This is a genomic window from Burkholderia sp. AcTa6-5, assembly GCF_017815075.1.
Classification (GTDB): Bacteria; Pseudomonadota; Gammaproteobacteria; order Burkholderiales; family Burkholderiaceae; genus Burkholderia; species Burkholderia sola.
On sequence record NZ_JAGIQE010000018.1, the window covers coordinates 11,851 to 23,751 of the forward strand.

The following is an 11,901-nucleotide window of genomic DNA, read 5'->3' on the forward strand; positions in this document are numbered from 1 at the left end:
GGATTATAATGCGCCCCCATGTCGAATGTTTCTAAAAGTCCCGCGCCGACGCGGGCCAATACGCCGTCGGCGAAGCACCCGGATGGTGCGGCCGATGCGCGCGAGCAGCAGGGCCAGCCGCCGCGCCAGCAGCAGGACAAGCCGGCGGGCAAGCCGGCACCCGCGCCGCGCGGGCCGCGCCATGACGAACGGCGCGGCGACGCGCGCCAGCCGGCCGCGAAGGGCGCGCCGCAGGCAACCGGCGAGCGCGCCCCGCGCCGCGAGCGTGCGCCGCGCGCGGCAGTCCCGCCGAATCCCGTCCCGCCGATCACCTACCCCGAAAGCCTGCCCGTGTCGGGCAAGCGCGACGAAATCGCGCGCGCGATCGCCGGTCATCAGGTCGTCATCGTCTGCGGCGAAACCGGCTCGGGCAAGACCACGCAGTTGCCGAAGATCTGTCTCGATCTCGGCCGCGGCCTCGGCGCCGGCGGCACCGGCCTGATCGGCCATACGCAGCCGCGGCGCCTGGCCGCGTCGTCGACCGGCCGCCGCATCGCCGAGGAACTCGGCACGCCGTTCGGCGAGGTGGTCGGCTACAAGGTGCGCTTCACCGACAATCTCGCGCCGGGCGCGTCCGTGAAGCTGATGACGGACGGCATCCTGCTCGCCGAGACGCAGACCGATCCGCTGCTGAAAGCGTACGACACGCTGATCATCGACGAGGCGCACGAGCGCAGCCTGAACATCGACTTCCTGCTCGGCTATCTGAAGGAGATCCTGCCCCGGCGGCCGGACCTGAAGCTGATCGTCACGTCCGCGACGATCGACGCCGATCGCTTCGCGCGCCATTTCGGCACCGACGAACGTCCGGCGCCCGTGATCGAGGTGAGCGGGCGGCTGTACCCGGTCGAGATGCGCTACCGGCCGGTGGCCGAGGATCGCCCGGCCGTGAAGAACGCCGAAGGCACGGGCGGCCGCGATCGCGTGAAGAGCGCGCGCGAAGCCGAACGCGACCTGATGGACGCGCTCGTCGACGCGGTCGACGAGCTGTGCCGCGAAGGCCCCGGCGACGTGCTGGTGTTCCTGCCCGGCGAGCGCGAGATTCGCGAGGCGGCCGAGGCGCTGCGCAAGCACCATCCGCCGCACACCGAGATCCTGCCGCTGTTCGCGCGGCTGTCGGCGGCCGACCAGGACAAGGTGTTCAAGGCGTCGAACGCGCGCCGGATCGTGCTCGCGACCAACGTGGCCGAAACCTCGCTGACGGTGCCGGGCATCCGCTACGTGGTCGATACCGGCCTTGCACGCGTGAAGCGCTATTCGTACCGGAACAAGGTCGAGCAGTTGCAGGTCGAGTCGATCTCGCAGGCCGCCGCGAACCAGCGCGCGGGCCGCTGCGGCCGCGTGGCCGACGGCGTGTGCATCCGCTTGTACGAGGAAAGCGACTATCAGGCGCGTGCGCGCTTCACCGATCCGGAAATCCTGCGCTCGTCGCTCGCGTCGGTGATCCTGCGGATGAAGTCGCTGCACCTGACCGCGATCGAATCGTTCCCGTTCCTCGAACCGCCGCCCGGCCGCGCGATCGCGGACGGTTATCAGTTGCTCAACGAGCTCGGCGCGGTCGACGACGACAACGCGCTGACGCCGCTCGGCCGCGAGCTCGCGCGGCTGCCGCTCGACCCGCGCGTCGGCCGAATGATTCTCGCCGCGCGCGACCAGCAGTCGTTGCGCGAGGTGCTGATCATCGCGAGCGCGCTGTCTGTGCAGGATCCGCGCGATCGCCCGATCGAAGCGCAGGAGCAGGCCGACCAGGCGCATCGCCGGTTCGCGGACGAGCGCTCCGAATTCCTGCAGTGGCTGAAGATCTGGGCGTGGTTCGAAGAGGCCGTCGCGCACAAGAAGTCGAATCGCCAGCTGATCGACGCGTGCCGGCAGAACTTCCTGTCGCACCTGCGGCTGCGCGAGTGGCGCGACGTCCATTCGCAGCTGCTGACGGTGGTGCGCGAGCACGGCTGGCGGCTCAACGAAGCCGAAGCCACGTACGAGCAGATTCATCTGGCCCTGTTGACGGGCCTGCTCGGCAACCTCGGGATGAAGGCCGACGACGATCCGCATTACCTCGGCGCGCGCGGCATCAAGTTCTACCTGTGGCCAGGCTCCGCGCTCGCGAAGAAGGCCGGCCGCTGGGTGATGGCGGCCGAGCTCGTCGAGACGAGCCGGCTGTACGCGCGCTGCCTCGCGAAGATCGAGCCGGAGTGGGTCGAGAAGATCGGCGCGCACCTGCTGAAGAAATCGCTGTCGGAGCCGCACTGGGAGAAGCGTCCGGCGCAGGTCAGCGCGTTCGAGCGCGCGACGCTGTACGGGCTGCCGATCTACCACCGGCGGCGCGTCGCGTTCGGCAAGCAGGACCCGGCGCGCGCACGCGAGCTGTTCATCCGCGGCGCGCTGGTCGAAGGCGAATTCGACACGAAGCTGCCGTTCTTCGCGCACAACCGCAAGCTGCTCGCCGACATCGAGCAGCTCGAGCACAAGTCGCGCCGCCAGGACGTGCTGGTCGACGACGAGCTGATCTACGCGTACTACGACCACGCGATCCCGGAAGGCATCCATACGGGCGCCGCGTTCGAGCGCTGGTATCGCGACGAGGTGAAGAAGGGCGGTCTGCCCGACGACAAGCAGCGGCTGCTGTACCTGTCGCGCGACGACCTGATGCGCCACGAGGCGGCCGGCGTGACGACCGACCTGTTCCCGAAGCGCGCGACGATGGCCGGCGTCGAGATGGCGCTTACGTACCACTTCGAGCCCGGCACGCCGCGCGACGGCGTGACGCTCGCGGTGCCGCTCTACGCGCTGAACCAGGTCGACGCGCGCCGCTGCGAGTGGCTCGTGCCCGGGATGCTGAAGGAGAAGGTGCAACTGCTGCTGAAGTCGCTGCCGCAGAAGCTGCGCCGGCACTGCGTGCCGCTGCCCGAGTACGCGGCCGGTTTCGTCGAGCGGATGGGGCGCGAGCGCTTCGGCGCGGGCGGCCTCGTCGAGGCGCTGATCGCCGACGTGCGCGGCGAGACGCAGGTCGCGATGAAAACGGCCGACTTCAAGCTCGAGACGCTGCCCGCGCACCTGTTCATGAATTTCAAGGTGATCGACGAGCACGGCCGCCAGCTCGCGATGGGGCGCAATCTCGCGCAGCTTCGCCAGGAGCTGGGCGCGCAGGCGCAACAGCAGTTCCAGAAGATCGCGGCGGCGTCGACGATCGCGACCGGCGGCGACGCGGGCGCGGGCGACGCAGGCGACACGGCCGCGCCTGCCGCCCCGCCGGGTTCGGCGGCGCGAGGCGGCAAGCCGGGCAAGGGCGCGGCGCCGCAGACGGCCGCCCCGGCCGAAACCGGCGCGACCGCGCTGTACGAGAACCTGACGACGTGGAATTTCGGCAAGCTGCCCGAGCTGCTGGAAATCCGCCGGCGCGGCCAGACGCTGTACGGCTATCCGGCGCTCGTCGACCGCGGCACGCATTGCGACGTCGAGGTGTTCGATTCGCCGGAGGAGGCCGCGCGCATCCACCGGGCCGGCTTGCGGCGGCTGTTTGCGCTGCAGCTGAAGGAGCCGATCAAGTTCCTGGAAAAGAACCTGCCGGGCCTGCGCGAGATGGCGATGCAGTACATGTCGCTCGGCACGCAGGACGAGCTGCGCGACCAGCTGATCGACACGGCGCTCGACCGCGCATGCCTGCAGGACCCGCTGCCCGACGACGACGCGAGCTTCCACGCGCGCCGCGACGAGGGCCGCAGCCGCCTGAACCTGCTCGCGCAGGAAATCGCGCGGCTCGTCGGACAGATCCTGGCCGAATACGCGGGGCTCGTGAAGAAGCTCGCGCAGGCGAAGCCGTTCGCGCAGGCCCATGCGGACCTGCAGCAGCAACTGGCCGCGCTGGTCGGCAAGCGCTTCGTGATCGACACGCCTTACGCGCAGCTTGCGCATTTCCCGCGCTACCTGAAGGGCATCGCGCTGCGGATCGACAAGCTGAAGGCCGATCCGGCGCGCGACGCGAAGCAGTCGGCCGACCTGCTGCCCCTGGCCCAGCAGTACCAGCGCGCGGTGTCTCAGCGTGGCGGCGTCGCCGATGCGCGGCTCGCGGAATTCCGCTGGCTGCTCGAGGAACTGCGGATTTCGCTGTTCGCGCAGGAACTGCGCACGCCGATGCCGGTCTCTGTCAAGCGTCTGCACAAGGTCTGGGAGTCGATGCAGCGCTAGCGCGACGTCGGTTGGCCGGGCCTGCACCGCGACGCCGGCCGCGGCGGCTCGTCCCGCCGCCGCGGCGTGCGGCGAGGTGACGCACAGGCGGCGCAAAAGCGGCGCAATACCGGCATGGGTCAACCGGAGGGGCCCGCCGAACGTTCTACAATGACCGCTGTTCCACGACGTGAGTCTTCATGCGCACTTTCCTTTCCTTCGGCCGCACGCTTGCGCTGGCCGTCGCCGTGCTGGCGCCCGCCGCACACGCGAATAACGTGATCGTCCTCAATTCGGCCGAAGCGACGCTTTCCCTGATCGACCAGCAGTCCCGCGAGGTCGTGTCCACGATGCCGACCGGGAAGGAGCCGCACCATCTGATGGCGACGCCCGACAATTCGTCGCTGATCGTCGCAAATTCGGTCTCGAACAGCCTGATGTTCGTCGATCCGAAGACGGGCAAGCTGCAGCGCACGGTCGAAGGCATCGAGGATCCTTACCAGCTTGGCTTTTCGCCCGACAAGAAGTGGTTCGTGTCGACCGGGCTGCGCCTCGACCGGCTCGACATCTACAGCTATGACGGCCGCGACCTGCATCTCGTGAAGCGCTTGCCGCTCGCGGTGATGCCGAGCCACCTCGCGTTCACGAAGGACAGCAAGACCGTGCTCGTGTCGCTGCAGGTGTCCGGCGAGATCGCGGCGGTCGACCTCGCGACGCAGACGGTCAAGTGGAAGATGCCGGTCGGCAAGGTGCCGGCGGGCCTGTGGATGACGCCGGACGACAAATACCTGCTGGTCGGCATGACGGGCGCCGATTACGTCGCGGTCGTCGACTGGCGCAATCAGAAGATCGTGAAGACGATCCAGACGGGCAAGGGCGCGCACAACTTCCGCTCGCTCGCCGACGGCACGCACGTCGCGATCACGAACCGCGTCGCGAACACGATCAGCATCATCGACGAGATCACGCTCACCAAGGTCGGCGACATCACCGGCCTGCTGCCGGGCCCCGACGACATGGAGCTGTCCGCCGACAAGAAGACGCTGTGGGTGACGTTCCGTTTCGCGAAGAAGGTCGGGATCATCGATCTGGCCTCGCGCAAGCTGGTGCAGACGATCGCCGTCGGCCGCTCGCCGCACGGCATCTACTTCTACGACCGCGCGCCGTGGAAGGCGGCGAACGGCGCGTGACGGGCGGAGGCGAACGATGCTGCACCTGATCGATGCGTTCGTGTCGGACATCCAGACCTGGCTGTACGTCGACGTCGTGCAGCCGCTCCTCTTCAAGTTCAACCTGATGGACTACGACGAGGACACCTACGATGCGCTGTACTGGGTGATCGTCGGCGCGCTGCAGATGGTGCTGATGTTCGCGCTGCTGCGCCCGCTCGAGGCGCTGTTGCCGGTCGAGCGCTGGAAGAACCGCCGTGCGGTGCGGGTCGACGTGATCTACACCGCGATCTCGAAGCTCGGCATCTACACGCTGTTCTTCTTCTTCGCGCTGCAGCCGGTGTTCGACAACCTCCAGGCGTGGCTGCGCCTGCACGGCGTCGCGAACGTGAACCTCGACTATCTGTGGCCGGGCGTGACCTCGCAGCCGATCGTCGCGTTCGCGATCTACCTCGTCGTGCTCGATTTCGCCGGCTACTGGTATCACCGCTGGCAGCACAAGTTCGGCATCTGGTGGGAGCTGCACGCGGTTCATCACAGCCAGCGGCAGATGTCGCTGTGGTGCGACGACCGCAATCACCTGCTCGACGACGTGCTCCAGTCGTGCTTCTTCGCGGCGATCGCGCTCGTGATCGGCGTGACGCCGTCGCAGTTCGTCGTGCTGACCGCGGTCACGAACTTCCTGCAGAGCATCCAGCATACGAATGCGCGGCTGTCGTACGGCCGCATCGGCGAGCGTCTGCTCGTCAGCCCGATCTTCCACCGCCGCCACCATGCGGTCGGCTACGGCCACGAAGGCACCAAGTACGGCTGCAACTTCGGCGTGCTGTTCCCGTGGTGGGACATGATGTTCGGCACCGCGTCGTGGAACCGCACGGTCGAGCCGACCGGCATCCGCGAGCAGGTGGAGGGCGTGTCCTACGGCGACGGCTTCTGGTCGCAGCACGGCCTCGCGTTCGTGCGGATCTTCCGGCGCCTGTTCCCCGCGAAGCGCGGCGCGGCGTCGGCCTGATTCCCATCCCGATCGGGCCTTTCTCCCGGTGAACGACTTTCCCACGCGGCCCGCCTGCGCTTTGGCGCACGCGGGCCGCGTGGTTTATGCTTTCCCCGTTTTTCTCCGTCAATCCAGATTTCATAGGCTCGCATGAACGACCTGCTGCGTTCCTTCGTCCGGGCGCTCGCCAGCGCGCTGCATCCGCGCATGCTGTGGCTCACCCTGATGCCGTTCGTCGTGTCGGCGCTGCTGTGGGGCGTCGTGCTGTGGTTCTCGTGGCAGACGCTGCTGGATCTCGCGCGCGGCGCGCTCGACGGTTTCGTGCTGACGGCCGCGCTGTATCGCGCGTTCGATGCGATCGGCATGTCGCAGCTGCATGCGGTCGTCGCGCCGTTCGTGGTCGTGTCGCTCGCGATCCCGCTGATCGTGCTGACCGTGCTGCTGCTGATCGCGACGATCTCGATGCCGGTCGTGATCAAGCACCTGTCGAACCGGCAGTTCGCGGCGCTCGAGCCGAAGCGGGGCGGCACCTTCCTCGGCAGCGTGGTCAATTCGCTCGGCGCGGCGATCGTCGGCGTCGTGCTGCTCGTCGTCACGATCCCGCTGTGGCTGATTCCGCCGTTCTTCGCGCTGCTGCCGCCGGTGATCTGGGGCTGGCTCACGTACCGCGTGATGACCTACGACGCGCTCGCGCTGCACGCGAGCCGCGACGAGCGCCGCGCGCTCGTGCGCCGGCATCGCTGGCCGCTGATCGGCATCGGCGTCGCGACCGGGCTGCTCGGCACCGTGCCGACCTTCGTGTGGGTCTCGTCGGTCTGGATGATGGTGCTGTTCCCGTTCGTCGCGGCCGCCATGATCTGGGTTTACGCTTTCATCCTCGTCTTCTCGGCGCTGTGGTTCGGGCACTACTGCCTGCGCGCGCTGGAAGACCTGCGCGCGAGTGCGCGCGCCACCGCAATCGACATGGGGCAGGCATGAGCATCGGCATCATCATCATCGGCGACGAAATCCTTTCGGGCCGCCGGCAGGACAAGCATCTGGCGAAGGTCATCGAACTGCTGGGCGCGCGCGGCCTCGCGCTCGACTGGGCCGAATACGTCGGCGACGATCCCGCGCGCATCACCGCGACGCTCGCGCGTGCGATCGCGTCGGGCGACATCGTGTTCTCGACGGGCGGGATCGGCGCGACGCCGGACGACCATACGCGCCAGTGCGCGGCCGCCGCGCTCGGCGTGCCGCTCGAATTGCACCCGGAAGCGAAGGCGTTGATTTCGGAACGGATCCGCGAAACGCACACCGATCCTGCCACGCCGGTCGACTTCGAGTCGCCGGAGAACCAGCATCGCTTCAACATGGGCGTGTTCCCGGCCGGCGCGACGATCATCCCGAACGGCTATAACCGGATTCCGGGCTTCTCGGTCGGCGATCTTCACTTCGTGCCGGGCTTCCCGGTGATGGCATGGCCGATGATCGAGTGGGTGCTCGATACGAAGTACGCGCATCTGCATCACGCGACGCCGCATGCCGAGCGCTCGCTGTACGTGTTCGAGCTGCCGGAATCGACGCTGACGCCGCTGATGGAGAAGATCGAGCGCGATTTCCCGGGCGTGCGCGTGTTCAGCCTGCCGAGCGTCGGCGACGCGGAGCGCGGCGGCATCTATGCGCGCCGTCACATCGATCTCGGCGTGAAGGGCGAGCCGGAAGCGGTCGCGGCCGCGTTCGTGAAGCTGCGCGAAGGCGTGCACCTGCTCGGCGGCGACGTCGTCGAGCCCGACACGCCGCGCGCCTGAGCGGCGGCCTGCAACAACCCGGCCGCACCAAAAGCAACGGGCCGCACAACGCGGCCCGTCATCGGCATGTCATCGCCCGGCTCGACGATGAGGCTGTCGCAACCGGCGGGCGCGGCGCGCCGTCAGGCGCCGATCCACGGCAGTTTGCGGAAGCACCAGCCGTCGACCGTCTTGCGGTGGCCTTCGGCGTCCTTCGCGCCTTCGAAGCCTTCGAGCAGGTCGAACGCCTTCGTGAAGCCGGCCTGCGCGGACGCGACCGCCGCGAGCTTCGAGCGCGCGGCGCTGCGGCACAGGAACAGGATCGGCGTATCGGCCGGGAGGGCCGCCTTCAGTTCGTTGACGAATTCGGCGTTCGGCACGCCGCCCGGGTAGCGCGTCCATTCGACGTGCAGGTACTGGCCGTCGCCGACGAGCGGGCGGCCGATCCAGTCGAGCTCGGCGCGCGTGCGCACGTCGACGAGGCGCGCGGATGGATCGAGCTGCAGCAGTTCGAATGCCTCGACCGGCAGCAGCGCGCCGGCATAGTTGAGCGCGCCTTGTGCGCGGCGTTCGTCGGCCTTCGCGTAAAGCTGGTCCAGCGTACTCATGGCAGGGGTCTCCGTATCGGTCAAACGGCCATTCTAGCGCGACGTCGCTGCACGAACGTCCGGATGCGGCACGGCGCGCGCCGGACACGCGCTCACCAAAACGGTGCAGAATGGACGGCGTGCACCAGAATGATCGCGTTGTGCGGATGTGTCCGATCGATTGCACCATATCGGTGCGACGTCGCCATCGCCGGTGCGGCGCCCGGCCCCGGAATCGCGCAGCGAAGCCCCGCTGCGGCGCGGGCCGGCGTGATTCGCGTCGGTTTTGCGATGGTTGGCACGGAAGCTGCTATATAGAATTCGGTCGAATCGGGGCGCGCTGCGCCAAAGCAAGACCCCGGTCAGCTCGATAAACGAGGCGGTTTCCCAGTCCGCCGGAATTGTTCAATCAGGAGAAGAGGTTATGAGTAAAACCGTCGCCGACGTCATGCAGCTCGTGAAGGACGAGGACGTCAAGTTTGTCGATTTCCGCTTCACGGATACGCGCGGCAAGGAACAGCACGTGTCGGTGCCGGTTTCGGCGTTTGACGAAGACAAGTTCGAAAGCGGCCATGCATTCGACGGTTCGTCGATCGCGGGCTGGAAGGGCATCGAGGCGTCGGACATGCTGCTCATGCCGGATCCGAGCGCTGCCTTCGTCGACCCGTTCTATGAAGAGTCGACCCTCGTGCTGACCTGCGACGTGGTCGAGCCGGCCGACGGCAAGGGCTACGAGCGCGATCCGCGTTCGCTCGCGAAGCGCGGCGAAGCGTACCTGAAGAGCACGGGTATCGGCGATACGGCGTACTTCGGTCCGGAACCGGAATTCTTCATTTTCGACTCGGTCCAGTGGAACACGGACATGTCGGGCTGCTTCGTGAAGATCAACTCGGAAGAAGCGCCGTGGTCGGCAGGCAAGGAATTCGAAGGCGGCAACACGGGCCACCGTCCGGGCACGAAGGGCGGCTACTTCCCGGTCGCGCCGGTCGACACGTTCCAGGACATGCGTTCGGAAATGTGCCTGCTGCTCGAACAGCTCGGCATCCCGGTCGAAGTGCACCACCACGAAGTGGCGGGCCAGGGCCAGAACGAAATCGGCACGAAGTTCTCGACGCTGGTTCAGCGCGCCGACTGGACGCAATGGTCGAAGTACATCATCCATAACGTCGCGCACTCGTACGGCAAGACGGCGACGTTCATGCCGAAGCCGGTCGTCGGCGACAACGGTTCGGGCATGCACGTTCACCAGTCGATCTGGAAGGACGGCCAGAACCTGTTCGCGGGCAACGGCTACGCCGGCCTGTCGGAACTGGCGCTGTTCTACATCGGCGGCATCATCAAGCACGCCCGTGCACTGAACGCGATCACGAACCCGACGACGAACTCGTACAAGCGTCTGGTCCCGCACTTCGAGGCACCGGTCAAGCTCGCTTACTCGGCACGCAACCGTTCGGCATCGATCCGCATTCCGCACGTGTCGAACCCGAAGGGCCGCCGTATCGAAACGCGCTTCCCGGATCCGATGGCGAACCCGTACCTGTGCTTCACGGCGCTGATGATGGCCGGCCTCGACGGGATCCAGAACAAGATCCATCCCGGCGAAGCCGCGGACAAGAACCTGTACGACCTGCCGCCGGAAGAGGATGCAAAGATCCCGACCGTCTGCGCGGGCCTCGACCAGGCACTCGAAGCGCTCGACAAGGATCGCGAGTTCCTGACCCGTGGGGGCGTGTTCACGGACGGCATGATCGACGCGTACCTCGCGCTGAAGGAGCAGGAGCTGGCGAAGTTCCGCATGACGACGCACCCGATCGAGTTCGAGATGTACTACTCGCTCTAATCGGCGATGGCGCTTCGATTCAGCGCCGTCATGCCGGTTCGTTCCCGTCGCGCGGCTCGCGGCGGGAACGGCGGAGTCTGAAAGGGGACGGCGTCCGGCCGTCCCTTTTTTGTTCCGCCGATTTTCATTTTCTGCCCGGTGAGGCGCGACAAGCACGCAGATGGTTCTGAAGAATCTGATCAAGGCGAAAACGGGGCAGCCCGAACGACTGACGGACGACGAGCGGCTCGCGCGCTCGGGTCTGCTGGCGGGGCTCGAAGCGCTGCCGACGGTCGTGATCGTGCTCGACCGCAAGACGCTGCGGGTCGCGTTCGCGAACCCGTCCGCGGAGGCAATGCTCGACATCTCGCGGCGGCAGCTCGCGCAGCGGCCGTGGGGCGAGATTTTCCCGAACGCGAACGAGCTCGCGTCGACGATCACCGCGATCGGCCAGGAACGCTTTCACGCGACGCACCTCGATACCGTGCTCGATCGGCCCGGCCGCGAACCGCTGCACGTGCATGCGATCGTCGGCTTCCTCGAGAACGCGCCCGATTTCGTGCTCGTCGAGCTGTTCGAGAACGAACGGCAGTCGCGCACCGATCGGGAAGAGCGCATCCACGACCTGACCGCGGTCAACAAGCAACTGATCCGCAATCTCGCGCACGAGATCAAGAACCCGCTCGGCGGCATTCGCGGCGCAGCCCAACTGCTCGAATTCGAACTGGGCGAGCGCGAGCGCGGCGAATTGCGCGAATACACGCAGGTGATCATCAAGGAGTCCGACCGCCTGCAGACGCTCGTCGACCGGTTGCTGGAGCCGCACCGGCATCCGCACATCGTCGGCGACGTGAACATCCATGAAGTATGCGAACGCGTACGCGCGGTGATGCTCGCGGAATTCCCGCGCGGGCTCACGATCGAGCGCGATTACGACGTGAGCGTGCCGGACCTGCGCGGCGACAAGGAGCAGTTGATCCAGGCGCTGCTGAACATCGTGCGCAACGCCGCGCAGGCGCTGCGCGAACGGATCGCGCAGGGCGACGCGAAGATCGAGCTGCGCACGCGCATCGCGCGCAAGATCACGATCGCGAAGCGCCTGTACAAGCTGGCACTGGACTTGCACGTGGTCGATAACGGGCCCGGCATTCCGGAGGAGATCCGCGACCGGATCTTCTACCCGCTCGTGTCCGGACGCGACGACGGCAGCGGCCTCGGCCTCACGCTCGCGCAGACGTTTGTCCAGCAGCACGACGGGATGATCGAGGTCGAAAGCCGGCCCGGACGTACCGAATTTCAGATTCTGCTGCCGCTCGACCATTGAGCGGCGGCATTGCGATTCACCCATACCTGACCGACC

The 11,901-nt window shown here is 67.2% G+C and carries 8 protein-coding genes; 7 read left to right on the forward strand and 1 reads right to left on the reverse strand.

What is annotated here, in order from left to right; all coding sequences use genetic code 11:
• Positions 1 to 18 precede the first annotated feature (18 nt).
• The 5 genes from hrpA to J8I33_RS22925 all read left to right on the forward strand — a co-directional run bounded on the left by hrpA (position 19) and on the right by J8I33_RS22925 (position 8,156).
• Positions 19 to 4,224 (forward strand): ATP-dependent RNA helicase HrpA, encoded by a 4,206-nt coding sequence (hrpA, locus tag J8I33_RS22905; RefSeq protein WP_209939124.1) that lies wholly within the window; start codon positions 19 to 21, stop codon positions 4,222 to 4,224.
• Positions 4,225 to 4,403: 179 nt separating this feature from the next.
• On the forward strand, positions 4,404 to 5,393 hold the full coding sequence (locus tag J8I33_RS22910; protein WP_209939125.1) for a beta-propeller fold lactonase family protein: 990 nt from the start codon (positions 4,404 to 4,406) through the stop codon (positions 5,391 to 5,393).
• Positions 5,394 to 5,409: 16 nt separating this feature from the next.
• Positions 5,410 to 6,384: a sterol desaturase family protein gene (locus J8I33_RS22915; RefSeq protein ID WP_124557652.1), complete on the forward strand. Its 975-nt coding sequence runs from the start codon at positions 5,410 to 5,412 to the stop codon at positions 6,382 to 6,384.
• A 132-nt stretch (positions 6,385 to 6,516) separates the two neighbouring features.
• Entirely contained in the window at positions 6,517 to 7,344 is an 828-nt protein-coding gene (locus J8I33_RS22920) for an EI24 domain-containing protein (RefSeq protein ID WP_050013024.1), read from the forward strand.
• Complete coding sequence (locus tag J8I33_RS22925) at positions 7,341 to 8,156, forward strand: molybdopterin-binding protein (RefSeq protein ID WP_074802464.1); 816 nt, start codon at positions 7,341 to 7,343, stop codon at positions 8,154 to 8,156. Before J8I33_RS22920 ends, J8I33_RS22925 begins: the two co-directional genes overlap by 4 nt.
• 122 nt (positions 8,157 to 8,278) lie before the next feature.
• Here the strand turns inward: J8I33_RS22925 and J8I33_RS22930 are convergent, their stop codons facing one another.
• The gene (locus J8I33_RS22930) at positions 8,279 to 8,743 is read right to left on the reverse strand and encodes a rhodanese-like domain-containing protein (RefSeq protein ID WP_050013022.1); all 465 of its coding nucleotides are present in this window, start codon (positions 8,741 to 8,743) and stop codon (positions 8,279 to 8,281) included.
• A gap of 403 nt (positions 8,744 to 9,146) precedes the next feature.
• Between J8I33_RS22930 and glnA the strand changes: the two genes are divergently transcribed.
• Positions 9,147 to 10,562, forward strand: coding sequence for a type I glutamate--ammonia ligase (glnA, locus tag J8I33_RS22935; protein WP_017331833.1), 1,416 nt, complete (start codon positions 9,147 to 9,149; stop codon positions 10,560 to 10,562).
• 160 nt (positions 10,563 to 10,722) lie between these two features.
• Positions 10,723 to 11,865 (forward strand): nitrogen regulation protein NR(II), encoded by a 1,143-nt coding sequence (gene glnL / locus J8I33_RS22940; RefSeq protein ID WP_179233407.1) that lies wholly within the window; start codon positions 10,723 to 10,725, stop codon positions 11,863 to 11,865.
• The last annotated feature ends 36 nt before the right edge of the window (positions 11,866 to 11,901 follow it).

Coding starts and splice junctions, on each gene's coding strand:
- hrpA (WP_209939124.1), top strand. CDS start 19: ATGTCGAATGTTTCTAAAAGTCCCGCGCCGACGCGGGCCAATACGCCG.
- J8I33_RS22910 (WP_209939125.1), top strand. CDS start 4,404: ATGCGCACTTTCCTTTCCTTCGGCCGCACGCTTGCGCTGGCCGTCGCC.
- J8I33_RS22915 (WP_124557652.1), top strand. CDS start 5,410: ATGCTGCACCTGATCGATGCGTTCGTGTCGGACATCCAGACCTGGCTG.
- J8I33_RS22920 (WP_050013024.1), top strand. CDS start 6,517: ATGAACGACCTGCTGCGTTCCTTCGTCCGGGCGCTCGCCAGCGCGCTG.
- J8I33_RS22925 (WP_074802464.1), top strand. CDS start 7,341: ATGAGCATCGGCATCATCATCATCGGCGACGAAATCCTTTCGGGCCGC.
- J8I33_RS22930 (WP_050013022.1), bottom strand. CDS start 8,743: ATGAGTACGCTGGACCAGCTTTACGCGAAGGCCGACGAACGCCGCGCA.
- glnA (WP_017331833.1), top strand. CDS start 9,147: ATGAGTAAAACCGTCGCCGACGTCATGCAGCTCGTGAAGGACGAGGAC.
- glnL (WP_179233407.1), top strand. CDS start 10,723: ATGGTTCTGAAGAATCTGATCAAGGCGAAAACGGGGCAGCCCGAACGA.